Raw genomic sequence first — 22,200 nt, forward strand, 5'->3', positions numbered from 1 at the left:
GCTACCGGCCCCCAGCCCCCGAGGCGATCCGCTCGCTTGGCTCGCTTCCGGCTACGCCTACAGCGAGCCAAGCGAGCGGCCTGCTGGCCTTAACATAGATACTGGTACTGTCCGGGGGGGCTGGTCACCCGTCTGCACATAACAGCGAAGGGCGTGTTTGAAGCGTACCTGAACGGCGAACGGGTCGGGGAAGACTACATGACGCCCGGTTGGACGCCGTACGACTCACGGATCGAGACGCTCACCTACGATGTGACAGATCTGCTGGAGCCCAAGCAGAACGTGATCGGGCTAGTTCTTGGCGAGGGCTGGTATGCGGGCAGGATGATGAGGAAGACAGAGGTCTATCCGCTCGCTCTTCCCGAGGTGATCGCCCAGCTTGAGGTGACCTACACCGACGGATCGAGCGAGACCGTGGTGACCGATCGCCGCTGGCGCGCCTGCACGGAGGGCCCGATTCGGTTTTCTGGGATCTACGATGGCGAGGTCTACGACGCCAAGAAGGAGCTCCCGGGATGGAGCGAGCCTGGCTACGACGACGCTTCTTGGCGGGGGGTCACCGCCACACCCGTCGGCACCAAAGTCCGCCTAACCCCTAAGCGGCACCACCCCGTTCGCGCCACTGAGGAGCTGGAGTCGGTTCACGTCAACAGGCTTGGCCCGGGGCGGTTCGTGTTCGACCTCGGCCAGAACATCGTGGGCTGGCCACGGCTGCGAACGCCCTGCGAAACCGGCAGCCCGATCACCATCCGGTACGCCGAGATGCTGAATGCCGACGGCTCGCTCTATACCGAGAACTACCGGGGGGCGAAGTCGACGGACCGGTATGTGCCGGCCACCGACGGCGTCACCGACTGGAGTCCTTCGTTCACATTCCACGGCTTTCGGTACGTTGAGATCAGCGGCGTCCCGGAGGACGCCGAGCCGCAGTTGGGGTGGGTATCTGGCGTTGTGCTGCATTCGGACTTCGACAAGACCGGTAGCTTCGTCTCTTCTCACGGGAAGCTGAACCAGCTGCAAAGCAACATCACGTGGGGCCAACGGGGCAACTACCTGGACATCCCCACCGACTGCCCACAACGCGATGAGCGGCTTGGGTGGACCGGCGACGCGCAGGTGTTCTGTCCGACCTCGCTCTTCAACTACGACGTCCACTCGTTCTGGGCGAGTTGGCTGGAGAGCGTCAGGCAAGAGCAGTCTCCGGCGGGACTCGTTCCCAACGTGGTGCCGAACACCCTTCCGGGAGACGGCGGCAGTCCTGGCTGGGGCGATGTGGCCGTTGTCGGGCCGTGGGAGGTGTACGTGCGCACCGGCGACACCCGCATACTCGACGAGAACTACGAGTTGATGGCTCGTTGGACGAAAGCCTACGAGAATCAGGCTAAGGAATACATAGTGCAGAGGCCCGGGTACGGCGATTGGCTTCAACCGTACCCAGAAACTAAGAACTCCCGCTCCGACACGCCGCTCGACCTTATCGCCACGGCGTACTTTGGGCGGTGCGCACAACTGATGAGCCGCGCGGCGGCGGCTCTCGGACGTCACAGCGAGGCCGATGCATATGCGGAGTTGCACCAGAACGTGAAGCGGGCGTTCTCCAAAGAGTTCTTTGATGCTGACGGACGGCTTGCCACAAAGCACGAAACGCAGACCGGATACCTTCTGGCCCTTGCCTTCGACCTGCTCGATTCAAGCCAGCGGGAGCCCGCAGTGAAGAGCCTAGTGGCGTTGATTGACCAGGCGGGCGGCCACCTACGCACCGGATTCTTGGGCACCCCGCTGCTGGCGCCTCAGCTCGACTCGCTGGGGAGGTCGGATCTGGCCTACCAGATTCTGTTCAAAGAGACCTACCCGTCCTGGTTCTACTCCATCAACCAAGGCGCCACGACGATGTGGGAGCGTTGGAACAGCTACAGCCATGACGACGGGTTTGGCAACGCTGGGATGAACTCGTTCAACCACTACGCCTACGGCGCGATCGGGCAGTGGATGTACGAGCGAGTCGCCGGCCTCGCTCCCGATCCATCCTGCCCGGGCTACAAGCACTTCTTTATCCAGCCGAACCCCGGCGGACCGCTGACATCGGCGGCGGCTTCGCTGGATACTCCTTACGGGAGAGCATCCTGCGGTTGGGAGGAGCAGGGCGACCGGCTGTTGATCGTCGCGGTGGTTCCCCCCAACACAACCGCCACATTCCTCCCGCCATCGGTGGACGGCAAACTGTCGAAGGTCCGTCTCGTGAGCGGCGCAGAGCTGTCCTCTAGTGACGGCGGTGCAACCTTTTTGTTGACTCCGGGCCGACACGAGATTGTGGCGGACTAGGCATCCGGCGCCCTAGCAAAGCGTCCGCGGATGCTTGTGGCGCTACGCGGATGTGCCGCCTGTCTTCTTGCAAGATACTGAAGTCTAAAGCCCAAGACTGCTGCCGCCTGCGTTCGACCGACAATCTCGGGTTATACCGAGCTCGAGCGTGTCCAGTTCGGAGCGACTTGATCGTTCTACTGTGGGCAGTCGCGGATTCACGGGGCTGTGACGTGGCTGACGAACGCTGTGCGGCCGGGCAACCGATAGGACCGCCGAATTGCCCGACTGATGCCCCGAACACTTTCCACTACTTCGATTGAGCAAGAGCACAGGCCGAATGATTAAGTCTATTATGCTTTCTCTATTCGTAGCGATCTACATCACTGGGCACGACGCTTCGTCGGCGGGGATCGACCCGAGTCAGAAGCGGTGGTACGAGCAGTACAAGAAGCAGGCGAACGCGCCGAGCCCGCAGGAAATGCGGCTGAATACGGACCCTGAACCAAAGCAGCCGCCCGAAGCGAAACCGCTCTTCAATGGCAAAGACCTCGAAGGTTGGGAACGCAAGGGCGGGGATTCGGAGTTTGAGGTTCGCAACGGAGTGATTGTCGGCCGGTGCAAACCGGGATCTCCAAGCACCTACCTTTGCACGACGCGGAGCAACTTTGCGGACTTCCTGTTTACCTGTGAGATGAAGTGGGAAGAAGACGGCAACAGCGGTGTCATGTTCCGCGCCCGCTCAAGGCCTGGTAGTGGCTCGCATGAAACCGTCTTTGGTCCGCAAGCCGAAATGGAAGGCTTCTCCAAGGACCGGCACTGGTCAGGCGGGATCTACGGCCAGTCTTGTGGCGGCTTTTTCTATCCGCTGTGGCTGACAGAGCATAAAGCTGTTCGTGCGGCGCTGAAGCCGGAAGAGTGGAACCGCCTGACCGTCCTCGCGGTGGGCGACGTCGTGAAGACTTGGGTGAATGGGGCGCCTGCTGCGCACTGGGTGGACGATGGTAGTTTTCGCTCGGGATTCTTCGGCCTGCAGATTCACAAAGGGGCGAAGGGAGTCGTGCTCTGGAGGGGCCTTCGGGTAAAGGAGTACGCCGATCAGTAGGTGCTTTCTTTGTTCCGGAGTAGGAGGTTGGTGACGCATGACGTTTGTCCACGAGTCGACCTGGCGCCGCGTGCTGCTCGGCACCTTGGTGTGCTTCGTCTGCCTGTACACAAAGGTGGCGGATGCCGCCCCCAAGAAGAACGTGGTCCTCATCCTGGCGGACGATCTTGGTTGGAGCGACACCACGCTGTTTGGCACAACCGACTTCTACCGCACGCCGCACATCCAGCGGCTTGCCGAGCGGGGGATGACGTTCTCTCGATATTATTCGTCGAGCCCCCTCTGCTCGCCGACGCGGGCGAGCATCATGACGGGCCAGAGCCCGGCCCGGCACGGGATCACCTCTCCCTGTTGCCACCTGCCGGCCGTCCGGCTTCACGCTGCTGAGACGCGCACCGCGCCGCCCAACCAGCGAACGACCGTCCCCGCATCGGCGTCGCGCCTTGGCAAGCAGTACGACACTCTTGCGGAGGTGCTCCGCGACAACGGCTATCAGACCGGCCACTTCGGCAAGTGGCACCTGGGCCGTCAGCCCTTTTCTCCCCTCGAGCACGGCTTCTCAGTTGACGTTCCGCACCACCCCGGCCCTGGACCCGCGGGTAGCTATGTAGCGCCCTGGAAGTTCAAGGACTTTGATGCCGACCCGGATATTCCGGACGAACACATTGAGGATCGTATGGCCAAGGAGGCGGTCGCCTTCTTGGAGCAGCATCGAGAGGAGCCGTTCTTCCTCAACTACTGGATGTTTAGCGTCCACGCGCCCTTTGACGCCAAGAGGAACCTCGTCGAGCAGTATCGAGAGAGGTTGGATCCCAGCGGTCAGCAGCGGAGCCCGACCTACGCGGCGATGGTTGAGAGCATGGACGACGCCGTCGGAACGCTCGTCGACGCGCTAGATCGGCTACACCTCTCCGACAACACGATCATTGTCTTCGCGTCCGACAACGGCGGGAACATGTACAACGAGGTCGATGGCGTAGCCGCCACCAACAACGCGCCGCTTCGTGGTGGGAAAGCCACGGTTTATGAAGGAGGAATCCGCGGGCCAGCTATCGTCGTAGACTCCGGGTCGGTTGAGCGCCGTTCCAGTAGCACCGAGTTCTTTCAGAGCAGCGACATCTATCCAACCCTTCTGGAGATGCTCTCCATCGATGCCCGTCCGGCGCAGGTGATTGATGGCGTCAGTATCGTGCCGGCGTTAAGTGGCGGTTATCTGCAACGTGACGCTGTTTTCACCTACTTCCCCCACTCTCCTCGCGTTCCCGATTGGCTCCCCCCGTCAATCAGCGTGCACCAAGGAGATTGGAAGCTGATTCGCATCTTCCACGGGGCCGAGGGCGGCGGCCACCGCTACAAGCTGTTCAATCTCAACGAAGACCTCGGCGAGGAGCGTAACGTCGCGGATGAGCACCCGGAGAGAGTTCGCCAACTAGATGCTCTAATCGAGGAGTTCTTAGTCGACACTGGCGCCGCGCGACCTCTTCCCGACCCGAAGTTTGACTCATCAAAATACCGCCCCGAGCTAGAGGGGCGCGCAAAGGTGCGCGGCGGAGCAACGACTCCTCGCAGGCAACAGAGACGACCCTAGGGCGCACAATCAAGCAACGCTAGCGGCTGATGGCCCCAGTCGCATTCTGCAAGTTAACGTGACGCCGATTGCGGGAGAGGTTTCGCGGGTTGCCCGGTGAGTTGCATACGTTGCTTTCGATATCAGGACTGACCACCGCAGTGTGCCTGCACGCCGCGCGCTCCAGCAAGCCGAGCAACGATTTCGCCAGCGGGCCCGATTGGAAGGGCTCGAGTTCCTCGCAGAGCCGCGCTGTCACAGGGTCGTACGTGCAACAGAGCGGGAGTAACAGTGCGGACAAGGACTGTGATCCGACGGACCTTGGCTTCCTCCCGTTCCGATGAGCGGGTCGTCTGCAGACGGCACAGCGAATCGGATGCGACGGAGAAATCGGTCTGGCGATTCAGCGCATTTTAGGGCTGGTCGCTTCCCCGCCAACCAAGGGGGGTGCGTCCAGCCGCAGGCCGGGGTGTAGGGCCGCATAGTGGGCACCACAACACGTCCGTGGCGCCAAATGCGGCAACGTCGACGGGCCTCACGTGAACTCCGCAAGGCGGGCACAGGGCATCCATTGCGGCGTAGGCCCCTGGTCTTGCGGGATTAGTGCGCTGTGAGGCTCGCAGATAGACTGGCTTAGGCGCAGGAGCGCCGATTCCCTCACTCACAAGCGGTTTTCATTGTCCATTTTCCCGCTGAGCGGTAGTGAAACGACGATGGGAGAACTAGACATCACCTGCGATCCCGAGCGGTACGAGCTATTCGTAAAGCTCTTGCTAGAGCACGAATCCCGCGTGCGGGCGTTCCTCCGCGGCCTGCTGCCGTCATGGCCAGATGTCGAGGAGGTCATGCAAGAGGCAAGTCTCGTCGCGTGGCGGAAGTTCTCGGACTTTGAGCAAGGCACCGCATTCGGGGGCTGGTTTCTTACGATAGCCAGGTACGAGGCCATGGTGTACCGGCGCCGCCTAGCCAGGTCGCCGCTGGTATTTTCAGACGACCTGTGGGGTGTCTTGGCCTCCGAGGCCGAACAGGCTGACTTGGATGAAGTCCGTCAGCAGAAACTCGAAAAGTGCTTGCAATCGATGGATGCCCGAAACCGGGATCTGCTAATGCAGGTCTACTCGCCGGGCGCCGTTATGCGCGAGATTGCCAAGACGACCGGTAAGAGCGAGCAGGCGTTTTACAAGGTCGTGCAGCGCCTGCGGGCGGCTCTGTTGAGGTGCGTCAATCGGGCCATTGCCATGGAGGGCTGCGATGTCTGATCAGGAACTGAAGCGACTGATTGACCTGTGGGTAAGCGGCCGCATCAACGACCAGGAATCGGAGCTCCTCCAGCGAGAGTTGATAGCTTCGGCGGCGTCTCGCGAATTGTTCCGCCGGTACTCGCAGCTCGACGCGGCGATGCACGAGATTGCGGACGCCGGCGTCATGCGGCGGTTGTCGTCGCTGGTGCGAGGAGACCAACAACACCGGAGGCCTGATCGAGACGCCTCCTCACAGCGAACAAACGGTGGACGTCGTTCGCACACGTTCAGTGCAGTGGCGGCTTGGTGTGTTACGATTGCCGCGGCGCTCGTGCTGACGGTCTCTACGTTCGCCCTGATTGGTTCAGATCGTCCGCGAGGACCGATTGCCGAGTCTGACGCGCCGGTAGAGCCAGGGGCTGATTCGGTGGTGGCTGCGGTTATCCAAAGACCGCCCGCGCCCGTAGCTACGCTTTCCTACGCAGAAGGGGTGCAATGGGAGCAGACGCCTGTTCAGATAGGGCAGGCGATCCTGGAGGGCGAATCGGTGCGAATGACCCGCGGAGTTGCTCGCGTCAGCGTCGGCTTCGGGGCAGAGATTGTCGCCGCAGCGCCCTGCTCAATGACATTTGTTTCCGCTAGCCGTGTCCGCCTGCACAGCGGCAAGGTCGCGGTTGACGTCGCCCCGTGGGCGAAGGGGTTCACGGTGGTGACCGAGGACATGGATGTTGTGGACCTCGGAACGACCTTCACCGTCTCCGCAAACCCCGGCATGACGACGGAGGCGACCGTCCTGAAGGGGATGGTGCGAGTAAACACCCCTGGCGCCGGTGGCGGTCGACGGCGAGGGGTGCTGCTCACCGAGGGGCAGCAGGTCTCGAGCGACCCGACGAGAGGCGGGCTTGACACCATTAGGCCGGACGACATTGTCCGAATCCTTGGCGGCCTGGACTTCGGCGCCAAGGGCGCCTACCGCCCGGTCGCGCTCAACAACACAGGAGTTGGCCTAGCCGAAGGGGACGAGGACCTGCACTGGAGGATAATCGCGGGCCCCGAGGGCGCGTTCGAAGGGCCTCAGTACGCTACGGTTTGCGTCCCGCATCGACAGTATATGGCGAACGACCCCGCTTCCTCGCAGTGGGTCTCGATAGTTGATTGGCAATCGGCCGCACCGCACTCGGTCTACACGTTCGCAACCGAGTTCGACTTGCAGAACTACGATCTCTCCACCATGCAGCTCTTCGGACGGTTCCTGGCTGACAACGGCGTAGCCGAGGTGCGTGTTAACGGCAAGGAGGTTCCGGTTCAATCGTGGGTGGACAACGTGGGGGGGCAGCTGTTTCGCGACCCTCAGTTTCGATTCGTCAACGTTACCGACGGTCTCGTTCGCGGGCGAAATGTGATCGAGATCGATGTGCGGAACGGGTTCATGCGTGGGAAGACAGCCGACATTTCTAGGAATGTCCCGAATCCAATGGCGCTCCGCGTTGAGTGGTACGCGTTCGGGCGTCAAGAACGAATCGCGGGTATGCCGCATTACGCACCGCAGAGGCTGATGAAATGAGATGGCGGGGCCTCGGCCAAGAGCGCTCGGGCGCCGTCCCGCTGGCCACTCAGTCGGAGCTGCAGCGTTGATCGGGCTCACGTCCAATCTCTCTGCCCTCCGCGATCGGCGCGCCGCTGCTTGTGGACCGTCAAAGCCGCGGAAGATCCAGCTCATCCGTAAGGCTTCAGGCAAGGAACTCTGTGACCAGGCTGCGGTGACGCTCCGGGGCCGTCGGCTGACTACTCTCCAACGATTTGCTGCAAGGTTGGCATGGCACGTCACGTACACTCGACTTCCGGTTTCACTGCACCGCCGCCGTGTGGCGTGGCTCGTTCCAAGGCGCCGAACCGAATCGTGGCATTGCTCTTGTGCTTCGCACCCGTGCTCGCGGGCTCCATCGATCAGGCGCAGAGCCAGTCTGTCGCGCTGCGAACTAGTTCAAGCAACGGCGGCGCCGCCGTTCCTGCTAGCAGGTCTATCTGCCTTGAACGACAGCGTCCGAATTCAATCGTTCGCCATGGCTCGGGTTCACTCTTGATCGACTTTGGGCGCGTTGCTTTTGGCAACCTCGAACTGTCGGCGTCCCGGGAAATCGAGGGCGCGTTGACCGTACGGTTCGGAGAGAAGCTCGAAGATCAGCTGGTGGACCGCAATCCACCAGGCACGGTCCGATACAGTGAAGTTCAGGCGAAGCTAACTCCGGGGGCCATCGAGATCGTGGCCCCAGAGGCGGATCGTAGGAATACTCAGCAGGGAAGCCACAATGCGGCGACCGGTCAGGTAGTTCCCCCAGCCGTGCTTACCCCGCCCGAATGGGGCGTTCTTACGCCCTTTCGATGGGTGGAGATCGAGGGCGACATCGAGGCGATCGAAATCGACGCCCTAACACGCCGCGTGTCTTTCCCGAAGAATTGGGACGCAGACGCTGCCTACTTCTCATGCTCCGACACGACTATCAACCGAGTTTGGGACCTCTGCCGGTACTCGATCAAGGCGACGCTATTCACCGGCATCTACGTGGATGGAGATCGCGAACGCATTCCCTATGAAGCCGACGCCTATCTGAACCAGATCAGCGACTACTACGTCAACGGCGATCCAACAGCAGCGAGGCAGACGTTTGAATGGTTGGTGAAGCACCCGACTTGGCCAACGGAGTGGGCGCCTCACCTGATCTTCATGGCCTATGCAGACTGGATGCACAACGGCGATGCAGAGTGGGTAAGAAATAACTACGTCATACTGAAACCAAAGGCGCTTTCTAAACGGCTCGGCTCAACCGGGCTAGTGCATAGCAACAAGAAGCAGATAGATTGGAACGACATTATCGATTGGCCACCATCCGAGCGAGACGGCTATGTTCGGTCGGAAGTCAACACCGTTGTCAATTCTTTCCACCTAGCAGCCATCGAAAAGCTCGCCGTCCTTGCTGACGTCGCGGGTGCGCACGCGGACGCAGAGCACTACCGCCAGAGGTTTGTGGAGGGTAAAGAAGCCTTCCTTCTGGAACTCTTCGACAATGAGGAATGCCTGTTCCGTGATGGCATCCACGTAGACCACACGTCGCAGCACGCAAACTTCTTTCCACTTGCGTTTGGTCTCGTTCCCATGCAGCACCGACGGGGTGTAACGGACTGGGTGGCGAATCGCGGCATGCGCTGCTCTGTCTACGCCGCCCAGTACCTGCTTGAGGGGCTGTTCGAGAATGGTGCAGGCGAGGCCGCGGTCGCGATGATGGTAGCGCCGGGCGGTAGGAGCTGGCGCACCATGCTCGACGCCGACGCGACAATCACCTGGGAGGCCTGGAGCGAGACGGTCAAACCAAACCTCGACTGGAATCATGCCTGGGGAGCGGCGCCGGCGAACCTTCTTCCCCGCTACGTGCTGGGAGTTCAGTCGGGAGCGCCGGGGTGGAAGCACGTGATCATTCGCCCCAATCTGAGCGGGCTGTCGTACGCTCACGGCAAGGTGCCGACACCACACGGTGCGATCCTAGTAGACTGGAAGCATGACGAGACCTTGCGGCTGGAGTTGAGGCTCCCCGAAGGAGTAACCGCTTCGGTGATGGCGCCGACGGCGCCGGGCGCCCGAGGTGTTTCCATCAACGATAATGTTGTTGAAGCTGACCTGGTCGACGGATACTGGATTCTCAGCGATGAGCTCCAAGGTGGGGCAGCGTATGATGTCCAGGTGATCGCAGGCCCCTAGGTCACTGGGGCGATTGCGCATGTCGGTTGTAGGCGACATGCCGGACTAGCGCCGGCGACCAAACCTTGGAGCGAGTGTGCACAGATCAAGGATCCCAGGGTTTCTACGGCTGGCTGTTCTGTGGCCGCTGCTGACGGCCGTCGGCGAAGTCTGCGGCAACGATGACGTTGCACCCGCAGCCGCACCGATGAGTATCCTCGTCCTCTATGCCGACGACTGGCGGTACGACACGCTGGGCGTTGCCGGCAATCCTGTCGTCGAAACGCCAGTGCTGGATGAGCTAGCAAGCAGCGGCGTTCGGTTCACGCACAACTGCGTAACGACTTCAATCTGTGGCGTCAGTCGCGCGTCGCTCTTCACCGGCCAGTGGATGTCGCGTCACGGCAATCGCGCATTCCGGCCGTGGAAAACGGCCTGGAACGCGACCTACCCGGGAGCCCTGCGGAACAGCGGATACTTCGTCGGGCATGTCGGGAAGTGGCACAACGGCAATATCCCCGCCGGACGGTTTGATTTCTCCCGCTCTTACTACGGGACCCATTGGGTGAGGCAGCCCGGCGGTCAAAGGGTCCACGTCACGCAGAAGAACTGCGACGACGCTATCGAGTTCTTAAGGGCTCGTCCCATGTCTAAGCCGTTCTGCTTGACCGTTGCATTCTTTGCACCACATGCCGAAGACGCCAACCCGGCGCAATACCTGCCGCAGCCTGAGAGCACAGAACTATATGGACGCACATCGGTGCCAACGCCCGTCAACGCAACGCAGGAGTCGTTCGAGCGACTCCCGAGCTTCATCGCGACAGCGAAGAATGAGGGGCGCGTAAGATGGCGGTGGCGGTTTGATACGCCCGCAAAGTACCAAGCGATGATGAAGAACTACTATCGCTTGGTCAGCGAAGTCGACGCCGCCTGTGGGCGGATCCTCGATGAGCTCGACGAGCAGGGAGCCGCCAGCAACACGCTAGTAGTGTTCACGACCGACAACGGCTACTTCCATGGCGAGCACGGTTTGGCGGACAAGTGGTACCCCCATGAGGAGAGCATCCGCGTTCCGCTGATTATTCGCGATCCCAGAATGTCCCCGAGGTCGCGTGGGACGACGACTGACGAGATCACGTTGAATGTCGACATCGCACCGACAATACTGGCGGCCGCCCAGATTGACGTGCCGGAGTCGATGCAGGGTGCCGACATCGGCCCGCTCTACCTCGACGATATCGCGCCGCCTTGGCGAGAAGAGTTCTTCTACGAGCACCCTACCCTGAAGAGCACGGATTTCATTCCGGCGTCCGAGGCGCTCGTCCGCAAGGACTGGAAATACATCTACTGGCCCGACTTTGACCGGGAGCAGTTGTTCCACCTTAGAACGGACCCGTCAGAGGAGAGTGACGTTGCCGCTGACCCCGCCTCTCAAGCCAAACTCCAAGAAATGCGGAAGCGCTTCTCGACGCTGAAAGCGGCCGCTCGTTGACAACGGTTGGCGAGGTCACTAGCCGGAGCGAGGTCAGCCTCAGACGCCACCCACTGAAACTGTGACGCTTAGCTGGGCTCATAGCCGTCGACGCCTCGGGTGGCCGCAGATCGACGCGCTAGTGAAGACGCCACGGAGGGGAGACGCTTCACAGCAGGCGTGCATTCGACAGGCTGCTTACTGATCCAATCGCGAGGTGAGTTCCAGAGTGACGTCGCTCGACTCGCCGGGAACCACATCAATGGACAGCCCTGACGTGGCGGGGCTGCTGTAACGGGCGGGGGTGAGGAGGTCCCGGCGTCCTTCGAGCGACTTGCCGGTTGGATCTCGAAACGCGACGATCGCTACACGGTGTGTGCCGGGCCGCAGACCATCGCCGACTCCGCGCGTGCTGAGTTCGAATCGGCCGTCGTCGTTAATGACGCCAACCGCCCCTCGCCCGTGATCGGGCAGAGTGGAAACTGAGCCGTGCGGAAGCGGACTGCCATCCAGCAGCACCCGCCCTCTAACCACGGTGAGCTCATCAGAGCCGCCGCATCCTGCCACGCTGAAAAGCACGGCGAGGCAGAGTAGCTCGGGCCAACTCGGGCGTGCGTGGCTGCTGCGCCGATAGCTTAGGCCATTCAAGTGCAGCTCATTGTGGGTACGCCGGTTAACTGAAAGGGGGCTCGTAGGTCTCTTCATTTCCTCGGGTGCACATTGCTTTGAGGGTGTCAAGTTCCACGTCTTCGCGGAGGAATTGTGCGGAGCCGTCGGTCAGCATGACGAGCGCTCCCCCGACGTGCTGGCTGCCGAGGCTGGTGTCATTGTTCTGATAGGGCGTGGGCGGTTCGCCCGGCTTTGGCATGTAGGCGGTGTTCATCGGCCATAGCACGTTCTTGGCGTTGTGGAGGTAACCGTGGTTGGCGCCGGTCGGGCCGCTGTTGACATCGAGTGTGCCGACGATCCAGGTCCGCATCGGTCCGCACTCCCAGGCTTGTTCGCCGACCATGATTGTCTTGGATGTGCCGTCGATGACCTTCTTGAAGGCGATTTTGTCGTTGAACACGATCACGCCGTTGTCGGCCAGGCCGCCGCTGGCGCCGCAGCTCTCAATGGTGTGGCCCGACTCCGGCCATTGGGCCCTGGAAGAGAGCGGGCAGGACGTCTTGGCGCCCATGATGCCAACGTAGTGCGCGCGGAGGTCGGAGTTCTCCCGCACGTCCGTCACGCCGCCGATGGGCCCAACATTGCACGAGAGCTCGGCGCCGGTGGATGGGCACATGAACAGGCCGACAGGCGTTTCGCGGGCACGCTGATTCTCCGGCGCTGCCCATAGAGCGGTGTCGTCTACCAGGTCGCGGAGCGAGGCCTCTTCGATGTACGGCAGAATCTGCCCCAGGTAGCTCAGCCCCGTCGCACGGTTGGTTCCGTCCTCCACAATGCCGCCGGCGGTCGGCAGCCGTTTGTGGGTGTCGTGGTAGCTGTGGCACGCTAGGCCGATCTGGCGTAGTTGATTCGAGCAACTCATCCGCCGCGCGGCCTCCCGGGCCGCTTGAACGGCCGGGAGGAGCAACGCGATCAGCACGCCAATGATGGCGATTACGACTAGGAGCTCGACCAGGGTGAACGCTGGACGATGCTTCTTTTTCGGTTCCATTCGCATCTGTACTCCTGTGCTGATTTTTCAGAGCGGTCCGCCCTAGCCACGGCGTCGACGGCGGACGCCGGCGAGCGTGGCCACGGCGACCAGCACCGCACTGGCGGGCTCCGGAGTCGAGGTCGCCCCGGCCTCCGGCGCTGAGGTTGCGCCGTAGTTCTGACGCCACAGGTTGTAGTCGCCCTGGTCGACCACCCCGGAGCCGTCGCCGTTCATTCCCAGGGCGGTGTCTTCGTCGTCGGGACCACCGAGGGCGTCGCGCCAGACGGTGTAGTCCGCGGCGTTGACAATGCCATCGGAGTTGAAGTCGCCCGGCAGGCCTGCCGACTGGACAAACTCTATGTATCCCCGCACCAGCTGGTCGCTGCCGGGGGCGCCGTAGTAGAACTCAAGGTCGTCCGCGGTTGGGCCGGCGTAGCCGCCGCCCAGCGACAAGGAGTCCGACGGGCCGAACGCGGCCGATCCGCTTAGGTTGGTCTCGGCGAGCAGGTTGGCGTCGCTCCCGCCCGCCTGCTCCCACGAAACCTCCGAGGGCGCCGCGCCGCCGTCGATCCCGCTCCACCCGGAGGTGGTCAGGGCGCCGGACTCGCTGCGGATCTCGTAGTAGTTGATGTCGTAGCTGGCGGAGTCGCCATCGTTGACGATCTGCATCTGGCCGTTGCTCATCACGCGGAGGGTGAGGCGCTCGGGGCCCTCGCCGACCGAGAGCACCCCGGTGGCGGTGTCGAAGAGGTAGCCGTCGCCGACCCAGACATCGCCGAGGTCGGCGAAACCGGCGATGCTGAAGTTGCCGCCGAAGGTCTGGTTGTCGGCCGCGGCGATCGCCCACGAGTCGCCGTTGTTCGAACTAGCCCCGGAGAGGTCCAGGTTGAACACGCCGTCGTAGATGGTTTCTGCGCCGGCGCCGGTGACCGAGTTGTTCACGCCGCTGGCGCCGATCGTGAAGTTTAGGTTGGCGCCGGCCGCCAGCGCGAAGCGGCCGTTGTTGATGATGTCGCCGTCGAACGTGTTGGACGATGACTGGAACGTCAGCGTCCGTCCCGCGCCGTCGGAGCCCGGGTTGGTGATAGTGGCCGATCCGCTGACGTCCGCCAGCACGTTGATCGGACCCTGGCGGGCGAAGATCACCGAGTCGGAAACAACGTTGATCGAGCCGGCCAGGTTGAAGATGTCCCCGGTGCCGTTGATGTGGTTGATCGAACCGCCGTCGAGGATCAGGTTGTCGATGGTGATGGTGCCCTCGGCGCCGGTGCCTTTGTAGCTGAGGCCGAACAGCGTGCCATCGGTGAGTTCCGTGTTGTTGTTGATGGTCAGCGAATCGCCGCCGAAGGTGTAGCTCCCTCCGTCGGCGGGCGTGCGGACCCGGAAGTCGCCGGTGAAGTAGTCGTTGCCCGCCGCGGGCGCCTGGCCGTTGGACCACTGGCCGGCGGCGTTGAACGAACTAGCGCCAAACCCGTCGTCGGCGTTGAGGGAAACGTCGGCCGCCTGGGCGGCGGGCAGCAGGGCGAGGGCGACAAACGCCGCCGCGAGAACGGGGGTGGAGATCTGACGCATCGAACAAGCCTTCCCAAGGAGACGTTGCTGGTTGTTCTGTCGCGCGACCGCCCACGCCAGGGCCAGACGCTGCGGCCGGCGGCCGGTGAGCCACGCGAACACGGCGCCCAGGAGCAGCGAAACCGCGCCCGGTTCCGGCGCCGCGGCGGCGTCAATCGCCGCCTGCAGGTTGCCGGGGAACGCGTTGCTGAAGGCCACGAAGTCACCGTAGTCGATGACGCCGTCGCCGTTCATGTTGCCCAGCAGGTACGACTCCGCCTGCCCAAGGCCGGCGATGTCCGTGTGGAGGTTTGCCGACAGCGTCAGGTAGTCGGCCAGGGTGACATCGCCGCTGTTGTCGAAGTCGCCCGGCAGGTGGGCGTCGCCCGTGTACTGGGCGGCCAGCGTGAGCGTCGTGCCCGACGCCAGCGTCAACGCGACCTGGACGTCGTCGTAGATGGTGTCCTGCCACACGGCGCCGAGGTCCAGCGACGACCCGCTGGCGAGCGACGCGCCGCCCGCGCCGGTCGCCGACTCGATCTCTGTCAGGGCGCCGGTGAAGTTGGGCAGCGGGGCGTCTACCGGGGCGGTGACTTCCCAGGCGTCGGTGTCAACGCCGCCGGCGGCGCCCTGGTCGTAGTTGTCGGTAATGGTGGTCCACTCGGCCGCATCCAGCCCGGCGGCGGCTGAGGTGATGGAGATCGAGGTGAACTCCAGCGGCTGGCCGGTGTCGTTGCTGAGGGTGAGCGTCCCGTCGGCGCGGTTGATCTGCGCGATCGGCGCGATCTCAAACGACGACTCGATGTAGGCGGCGCCGTCCCACCAGGTGCGGTCGCCGCTGCCGGTCCCGCCCCCAGGGTTGTCGTCGACAAACAGAGTCGCCTCGCCATTGGCGTCGGCGACCACCGTGCCGGCGTACCCCAGGTAGGCGGTGCGGTCCTCGGAGGTGAACGCGGCGGCGCCGTCGATCAGCGGGGGCGACGACCACACGGCCGAACCGGCCGCGACGCCCGCGGTGGCGTTCGCTTTCGTCCCGAAGGCGTCGTAGAAGGTTAGGTTGCCGCTAGTGGTGCCGGTCTGGATGACCCAGCTCTCACCGTTGGTCCAGTACACGGCGTAGAGGTCGTAGCTGACGCCGCTGGTGAGGCCCGAGATCGTCTGCATCACCTCCGGCACGTCCTCGCCGCCCTCGGCGGAGTTGCCGGTCGCCTCGTAGAGGAACTGGACGCCGGTGGTGTCCTCGTAGGCCGGCACCTCACGCAGGTGCCACAGGTTGTCGGTGGAGTTGACGCTGCCGGACAGCTCGAACGCCGAGAGCGGCGAGACATTGGTCGACAAGCTGAAGAAGCCGTCGTCCGCGTCAACATAGGTAAGGCCCTGAGACCAGCAGGCGGGGCCCGCGGCTATCGTCAAGAAGAACGCGACCGCCGTCTGCCGAGCGGCTCTTGCTGTCATGGATGTCTTCATCATCGTCGCCTTAGAATAGGGGGGTGAAGAAGTAGTCGTTACCAACGGCCGCTAGCGGGCCGTGTCGGGATTAAAAAAAATTGACGCCTAATCGCTTGTCGGTGGGCGAAGCGGCAGCGGTGACGCGTAGCGCGGAAGGCGCCCGCGCCGATCGTGGTGACCGCGGTCAGCCAGGCTGCGGACGGTTCGGGCGCGGCGCGCGCCGTGTCGGCGGCCAGGGCGCCAGGGCCGTTCCAGTTGTTGTACGCGGTTTGGAACAGGCTGAAGTCGACGAAGTCGATGCGTTGGTCGCCGTTCAGGTCGGCCGCCGCCGGTTGGCCATCGAGAACCAGGGTGTGGAGCTCTTGTGTGAGCTGCAGGTAGTCGTCGAAGTCGAGCTGGCCGTCGCCGTTGAGGTCTACCGGCGGCGGGTAGTCATAGCCGCTGCTGGCGAGGAGCTCGAACCCGTTGAGCACCACCGGCCCGCCGTCGGTGGAGGTGAGTGACAGCGTCACCGGCCCGGCGCCGTCGCTGCGGAAGGTGACCCGCGAGCTGGCGATGCCAAGCGGCTGGTCGGCGCCGGTGGTGGTGGCGATCTGCCCCAGCCCGCGTCCCCCCAGCCCGATTGCAAACGCGGGTTGGGCGAAATCCTGATCGTGCGAGTAGAGCACGAGCTGGTAGTCACCCTCGGCCAGGCTTCCAAGCGTCAGGTCAATCGCGCTATCGCCAAACACGAAGTCATCTGCGATGTCGGCCAGCGGCCCGGACGCGCCGTCGCCGCGGTCGCGGAACTGACCGGAGGAAAGCGCCACCTCGACCTGCCCGCCCGCTGAGCCAGACAGCGGCGAGTCGAATGCAGCCGACAACGGGCCGGTGGTGGACTCGGGGCGGGAGAACTCGAGAAAGCCCGACTGTGTCTGCTGGCCGTTGAGGCCAAAGTCGACCTTCAGCCCGCCTTCTTTCACGGTGGCCTCCGGGTTGATCAGGCCGACGACCTTGGTGTTGTAGTCCTGGTAGGTGTTGTAGTCGCCCCGCATCCACAGCACGGCGGAGTTCTCGGCGTCCCACTGGGGCGCGATCGGACGCACGTTGTCTTCCGTCGAGTTGAACGTCAGCGGGGTCCATCGCCACGTGACGCCGTTGTCGGTAGTGTCGCCCCGGAACAGCTCGTAGTGCTGCTCGCCGTCGGCACCGAACAGCCGCGCCTGGGTGCCCGGGTGAACGTCGGACGACAGGTACACCGTGCCCGGCTTGGCCGGGTCGATCGCGACCAGCCCGGTGTAGTCGTTCTCGGCGGCGTACAGGTGCTCGCCCGCGTACGCCATCTGGTTCACGACCCACTCGTTCTGATCCCAGCGGGCGTAGAAGAAGCGGTGGTCGCGGTCGTCGTCCTCGGCGCGGGCCTGGAACACTGCGACCGGCGAGCCGGCGTCGATCGCGACATCAACCGTCCAGCCCCGTCGCATCGTGGTCCCGCCGAACGACTGGCCGGTCTGGAACACACTCGTGAGCGAACTCGGGGCGGCCGCCGACGCGTCAAGCAGGTCGGCGTCGACAACGGCGCCCGCCGAGTTGTAGAGCACCCCGTCCTCGATGTACCCGTGGAACACGCTGTTGTCCCAATTGCGGGGGTGCCGCTGAGTGGTAATCAGATGGATGCGGTTTCCGTCGGACGCGTAGCTGACATAGGGGCGGTCGCCCGAACCGCCTTCGCTCAGCAACTTGCCGCCGTACGACCAGGTCAGCCCCTCGTCGTCGGACACCAGGATGTTGGGGTCGAAGTTGACGCTCCGGACAAAGTTGTAGAGCCGGCCGGCGCCCTGCGAGTCCGCTGGCAGGTAGTGCAGGTTGGAGTACGTCATGGCCGCGCCGTTGTTGAACGTGGCCTCGCTGCTCCACGAGTCAATCTGGCCGGCCTGGTCGCTGACACGCCAACGGGACAGGTTGTCCGTCAGGTGGCCGCCGTACATGGCCACGTACCGGCCGTCGGAGCGTCGGTAGAGGGCCGCCGAGTTGTGGTCGTCGTCCTGCAGGCCGTGGTTGAGGACGAACCGCTCGACGGCGCCGCTGTTCAGGTCGTACGAGACCATGTCGACGTCGCCGTTCCGCTGGGCGCCGCCCGGCCCCGAGCCGTCCGCCACCGAGCTGACCAACAGCTTACCGGCGGCGGCGTCGATCACGGCGCGCTCGTCCTCGAACCACGACCAGGCGCCGTTGTCGTTGAACTCAACAAGCCCCGGGGCCACCGCCGTTTGTGCGTGGGCGGTGGCCCCGACGCCGACAAAGGTCGACGTGACCAGGAGATGCTTAAGCCAATCAGCCAAGATGCACTATTCCAGTAGCAGACAGAATCTTCAGTTATTCCATTCCGCAACGCACGCGGGGAACGCCTGCGCCGTGAGGGTCACGACGCAGGCGCCGCCGCCGCTGCCCCATCTTCAACTAGCTTCGCTTACGCCGCACCGTAACTAACCCGAGCCCAGCCACGATCCCCATCAGCGCGGAGGCTGGCTCGGGCACAACGCTCAGCACGCCCGTGCTCTCACTAAACCGGTAGGCGCCGTTGCTCCACACATCGCCGTTGGCCGTGAAACCGGCGACGGCGAAGCTGTCTCCGAAGGACTGGTTGTCGGCGCCGGCGATCATCCACGAGTCCCCCAGCGCTGCACTGGCCCCGGAAAGATCGAAGTTGAACAGTCCGTTGAACACCGTTTCTGGCCCGACGCCAGTGACCGAATTATTGACCCCGCTAGCGCCGATGACGAAGTTCAAGTTGGCGCCATCCGCCAGGGCAAAGCGGCCGCTATTCACAATGCTGCCATTGAATGTGTTGGACGACGACTGCAGTGTTAGCGTGCGGCCCGCGTCGTCCGAGCCAGGGTTGGTAATGGTGGCCGAACCGCTCAAGTCCGCCAGCACATTGATGGGCCCCTGCTTGGCATAGATCACCGAGTCGGAGACTACGCTGATGGCCCCTGCCAGGTTGAATATGTCGCCCCCGCCATTGATGTGGTTGATCGAACCACCGTCGAGGATCAGGTTGGCAACGGTGATCGTCCCGGTGTCACCTGTGCCCTTGTAGCTCAGTCCGAAAAGCGGGTCGCCGGTGTTGTTCACCGTTAGCGAGTCGCCTCCGAAGGTGTAGCTGCCACCGTCTGCAGGGGTCCGTACCCGGAAGTCGCCGGTGAAGTAGTCGTTGCCAAGGGCGGGGGCTAGCGAATCCGACCAGTTTCCGGCCGAGTTGAACGAGGAAGCGCCAAATCCATCGTCTGCAGTCAGCGATATATCTGCCGCGAACAAGGGGGCCGAGATGACCAGGGCGATGCCGATCGACGTCAACGAGTGCTTAGGGTTCATTAGATGCGAGTCTCAAGGAGTAGGAGTCGATGGAAGTAGATCTGAAGGAGAAACTGCCCGGACAGGGGCGCCGCGGTGGGGAAGGGAGGGCGAAGGAGTGGCGTCGGCAGCAATGCGAAAGTTGGAATCAACTCGGGTGCCCGCGAAAGCACCCGTCGGCGGGACCCGGGCCTACCTATGCTTCTCCGCTCGAGGCAGATCTTTTGCGGAAGAATTGGAAAGTTTTTCAGAATTGCAGTTCCAGCCAATAGTTTTGCGGATTTCTGAGTTTCGCCGCAAATCTGCCCGGCACTGGCGCGTAGTGGTAGGTAGGAGCCGCTCCACGAATTCTGCGCCGGCGCGGCTGGGCAGTGCGGGCGGCGGCCCGTCGCGCGCCATTCGCTAACCAAATCAGGTCGCCCGCAGCCCGTCAACACGCGTGGTCAAATGGAGTCAGAGACCGACAACTCCAAGCACAGCGATTTCCTGAGGCGCTTTGCCGAGGACTACCGCAGGCTCTACCGGTTTGTCTTGTCGCTGACGTTCAATCACGTCGACGCGGACGACGTGATGCAGGACACCAGCGTGGTCCTGTGGAAGAAGTACGACGACTTCGACCCATCCATTGGAACCTTCTACGCCTGGGCGTGTCGTGTGGCGTACCTCGAGGTGATGCGGCTCCGTCGGCAGCAGCGGCGCGCGGCGACCGTCGGCGATGACGTTATCGAACTCCTGCGTGACGAGTTGGCCCGCCGGGCGGACGCGACCGATCAGCGGGAAAACGCACTGGTGAGCTGCCTCAAGAAGCTGCCCCCAGAGGATCGGCAGCTGGTAGAGGACAGGTACTTCAGCGCCCTGGCCCCAAAAGAGCTCGCGGCTCACTATCAGAGGTCGGTACACTCGGTGTACCGGAGCCTGGCCCGGGTTCACGGGCTGCTCCGCCGGTGCGTCGACCGATCGCTTGCCTAGCACCAGTCAGTAACTATGGACTCGCCGCTGCATCGACTTTCTGACATTGAGCTCGCGCTGCGGATGCTCGGCGGCGACGCCACTCCCGAGGAGGTCGAGCGATTTAATCGCAGGCTCGCCGCGGATCCGGTGGCGCTGCGATGCGTGCTGGACGTCATCGAGCAGGAGGAGTGCTTAGAGTGGCGGTCGGCTTCGGGGCTGGCTGAATCCGCCGAGGGCCCGACTGTTCCTCGCCCCCATCTTGGTGCGAGTGCTAGTGATCGTCGAGTGTCGCGGCATTGGCCGTTCATGCTCTCGTTGGCTGCTACGCTGCTAGCGGCCGTATCGTTTACGGGGGGGCTGCTGATCAGCGATTGGCGGTCGGTTGAGCGGGGCAACCACGGCGTAACCCGGCTGAGCGAGGGCGGCGGCGGCTTGCAATCGTCGGTTTCACCGGGCATGACTCAACGACCGATTGGTCGCCTGGTGTCTTCCGCAGCCTGCCGTTGGGTTCCCGACCAACGAATATCGTTATCGGGGGAGTTGCGGTATGGCGAGTCGCTGAACCTGCTTGAGGGGGTCGCGGAGTTGCGACTTGAGGGCCAAGCGGGCGTCGCGGACGTGCACGCCGAAGGGCCGGCCGGGGTGGTGTTGACCGCCGACGGCGGCTGCAGCATCAGCCATGGCAGATTGACCGCAACCGCCATGCCCGAGCTCGCCCCGTTCGTTCTGGAAACTCCGCTTTGCCAGGTGACGTTGCGACGAGAGGGCGCGGTTGGCGTCGTCGTTAATGGACGCGACGTCGAGGTCCACGTCTTCGAAGGCGCCGCCGCCGTCCTCGTGCCATGGGGCCTAGGTGGCGCCGACTCACAGTTCTTCGATCTTACCGAGGGCCAGCTGCTTAGCCTGCGACAAGAGAGCGAGGGAAAGATTCACACACGGCTTGGCGACTCTCAGCCGACCGGGTTCGTGTCGCGTTCTTCGATGGGATCGGATCAACTTGTCATTCCCGACGAGTATGTCGAATCCGTGGCCGCCCTCAACCCGTCCCTCTACTGGCGGTTCGAAGAGAACGCGGCAGAGGCGATTGACGACAGCTCACCTGCCGCCGGCAACCCTGCCGAAGTAGTGGGGACGCTGAAGTACACGGTTAACACGGGCAACCGGGCGCTCGATCTCGGATCGGGCATGACCCCCGGCGTGCTCAATGCGCACCTGCTGTCGTCCCGCCCTATCAACCTCTCCGCCACCAACGGCTACAGCCTGGAGGTCTGGGTGAAACCAAGCCACTACCACCTCGGAACGATCGCGTCATTGATCGTCCCGAATGCAGAAGGGGCCTCGGTTCCGGGGCACGGGATGATGCTCGAGCTTGGTGGGCCGCGAACTGCGCAGCCCTTTATCGAACAGCCCGGCAAGATCCGGTTCCTGCACCGCAGCCCGCCCAGCGACAAAGTCGGCCACGGCGTCTCTTGCTACTCACCTGACCACTACTCGCTGCGGAAGTGGCAGCACGTGGTCGCGACCAAGGACGCCACCACGCTGCGGCTGTACCGGAACGGCGAGTTGGTGGCGAGCGGCAAAGACGACACGATGCACAATTCCGCCATGAAGCTGCTCGTTGGGCAGATCGACGAGAGCCGCCGCGAGCGTCAGTTCTTCGGGCAGCTTGATGAGCTAGCATTCTATCCGCACGCGCTCTCTCCAGAAGATGTTCATCGGCACTACGAGTTGGTCGAGCAAGCCAAGTCGAGCCCGCGCGAGCAAACGCCGCCCGCTCGTCCTATGGGTAAACGCACCTTGCTACCCTCGTTGTCGACGCGGCGGCCCTCCTCCGCGTAGAGGTGGGCTAGCACGTT

13 protein-coding genes are annotated in these 22,200 nt (G+C 63.2%); 9 read left to right on the forward strand and 4 right to left on the reverse strand.

The features are described 5' to 3' along the window. Positions 1-138 precede the first annotated feature (138 nt). From KOR34_RS00750 to KOR34_RS00780, 7 genes are all read left to right on the forward strand, one after another. Positions 139-2,322 (forward strand): alpha-L-rhamnosidase, encoded by a 2,184-nt coding sequence (locus tag KOR34_RS00750; RefSeq protein WP_228714634.1) that lies wholly within the window; start codon positions 139-141, stop codon positions 2,320-2,322. A 319-nt stretch (positions 2,323-2,641) separates the two neighbouring features. Beyond that, positions 2,642-3,406 carry a 3-keto-disaccharide hydrolase gene (locus KOR34_RS00755; protein WP_146561296.1) on the forward strand — a complete coding sequence of 255 codons (765 nt, stop codon included), beginning with the start codon at positions 2,642-2,644 and terminating at the stop codon, positions 3,404-3,406. Positions 3,407-3,443: 37 nt separating this feature from the next. Continuing rightward, positions 3,444-4,994 carry a sulfatase gene (locus KOR34_RS00760; protein ID WP_146561298.1) on the forward strand — a complete coding sequence of 517 codons (1,551 nt, stop codon included), beginning with the start codon at positions 3,444-3,446 and terminating at the stop codon, positions 4,992-4,994. 692 nt (positions 4,995-5,686) lie between these two features. Further along, positions 5,687-6,232, forward strand: a complete 546-nt coding sequence (locus KOR34_RS00765) for a sigma-70 family RNA polymerase sigma factor (protein ID WP_146565735.1) — start codon at positions 5,687-5,689, stop codon at positions 6,230-6,232. A 535-nt stretch (positions 6,233-6,767) separates the two neighbouring features. Further along, a complete protein-coding gene (locus tag KOR34_RS00770; protein ID WP_228714635.1) occupies positions 6,768-7,778 on the forward strand; it encodes a FecR domain-containing protein in 1,011 nt (336 codons plus the stop codon). A gap of 306 nt (positions 7,779-8,084) precedes the next feature. Then, on the forward strand, positions 8,085-9,968 hold the full coding sequence (locus tag KOR34_RS00775; RefSeq protein WP_197531018.1) for an alpha-L-rhamnosidase-related protein: 1,884 nt from the start codon (positions 8,085-8,087) through the stop codon (positions 9,966-9,968). 187 nt (positions 9,969-10,155) lie between these two features. Continuing rightward, positions 10,156-11,439 (forward strand): sulfatase family protein, encoded by a 1,284-nt coding sequence (locus KOR34_RS00780; RefSeq protein ID WP_146561304.1) that lies wholly within the window; start codon positions 10,156-10,158, stop codon positions 11,437-11,439. A gap of 652 nt (positions 11,440-12,091) precedes the next feature. Here the strand turns inward: KOR34_RS00780 and KOR34_RS00785 are convergent. The 4 genes from KOR34_RS00785 to KOR34_RS00800 form a co-directional block, all read right to left on the reverse strand. After that, positions 12,092-13,078 (reverse strand): DUF1559 domain-containing protein, encoded by a 987-nt coding sequence (locus KOR34_RS00785; protein ID WP_197531019.1) that lies wholly within the window; start codon positions 13,076-13,078, stop codon positions 12,092-12,094. A gap of 42 nt (positions 13,079-13,120) precedes the next feature. Beyond that, on the reverse strand, positions 13,121-16,078 hold the full coding sequence (locus KOR34_RS00790; RefSeq protein WP_146561308.1) for a hypothetical protein: 2,958 nt from the start codon (positions 16,076-16,078) through the stop codon (positions 13,121-13,123). A 38-nt stretch (positions 16,079-16,116) separates the two neighbouring features. Further along, a complete protein-coding gene (locus KOR34_RS00795; protein ID WP_146561310.1) occupies positions 16,117-18,381 on the reverse strand; it encodes a BNR-4 repeat-containing protein in 2,265 nt (754 codons plus the stop codon). A 118-nt stretch (positions 18,382-18,499) separates the two neighbouring features. Next, positions 18,500-19,414 carry a hypothetical protein gene (locus KOR34_RS00800; RefSeq protein WP_146561312.1) on the reverse strand — a complete coding sequence of 305 codons (915 nt, stop codon included), beginning with the start codon at positions 19,412-19,414 and terminating at the stop codon, positions 18,500-18,502. Positions 19,415-19,840: 426 nt separating this feature from the next. Between KOR34_RS00800 and KOR34_RS00805 the strand changes: the two genes are divergently transcribed. Together KOR34_RS00805 and KOR34_RS00810 are read left to right on the forward strand one after the other, a co-directional pair. Then, positions 19,841-20,362 carry a sigma-70 family RNA polymerase sigma factor gene (locus KOR34_RS00805; protein ID WP_146561314.1) on the forward strand — a complete coding sequence of 174 codons (522 nt, stop codon included), beginning with the start codon at positions 19,841-19,843 and terminating at the stop codon, positions 20,360-20,362. 15 nt (positions 20,363-20,377) lie between these two features. Further along, a complete protein-coding gene (locus KOR34_RS00810) occupies positions 20,378-22,183 on the forward strand; it encodes a LamG domain-containing protein (protein ID WP_146561316.1) in 1,806 nt (601 codons plus the stop codon). Positions 22,184-22,200 lie beyond the last annotated feature (17 nt).

This window comes from Posidoniimonas corsicana (assembly GCF_007859765.1).
Classification (GTDB): domain Bacteria; phylum Planctomycetota; class Planctomycetia; order Pirellulales; family Lacipirellulaceae; genus Posidoniimonas; species Posidoniimonas corsicana.

What these genes read in the sequence shown, in the direction of transcription:
- KOR34_RS00770 (WP_228714635.1), top strand. Translation starts at nt 6,768, where the DNA reads ATGACCCGCGGAGTTGCTCGCGTCAGCGTCGGCTTCGGGGCAGAGATT.
- KOR34_RS00805 (WP_146561314.1), top strand. Translation starts at nt 19,841, where the DNA reads ATGGAGTCAGAGACCGACAACTCCAAGCACAGCGATTTCCTGAGGCGC.
- KOR34_RS00785 (WP_197531019.1), bottom strand. Translation starts at nt 13,078, where the DNA reads ATGGAACCGAAAAAGAAGCATCGTCCAGCGTTCACCCTGGTCGAGCTC.
- KOR34_RS00810 (WP_146561316.1), top strand. Translation starts at nt 20,378, where the DNA reads ATGGACTCGCCGCTGCATCGACTTTCTGACATTGAGCTCGCGCTGCGG.
- KOR34_RS00765 (WP_146565735.1), top strand. Translation starts at nt 5,687, where the DNA reads ATGGGAGAACTAGACATCACCTGCGATCCCGAGCGGTACGAGCTATTC.
- KOR34_RS00760 (WP_146561298.1), top strand. Translation starts at nt 3,444, where the DNA reads ATGACGTTTGTCCACGAGTCGACCTGGCGCCGCGTGCTGCTCGGCACC.
- KOR34_RS00800 (WP_146561312.1), bottom strand. Translation starts at nt 19,414, where the DNA reads ATGAACCCTAAGCACTCGTTGACGTCGATCGGCATCGCCCTGGTCATC.
- KOR34_RS00755 (WP_146561296.1), top strand. Translation starts at nt 2,642, where the DNA reads ATGATTAAGTCTATTATGCTTTCTCTATTCGTAGCGATCTACATCACT.
- KOR34_RS00790 (WP_146561308.1), bottom strand. Translation starts at nt 16,078, where the DNA reads ATGAAGACATCCATGACAGCAAGAGCCGCTCGGCAGACGGCGGTCGCG.
- KOR34_RS00780 (WP_146561304.1), top strand. Translation starts at nt 10,156, where the DNA reads ATGAGTATCCTCGTCCTCTATGCCGACGACTGGCGGTACGACACGCTG.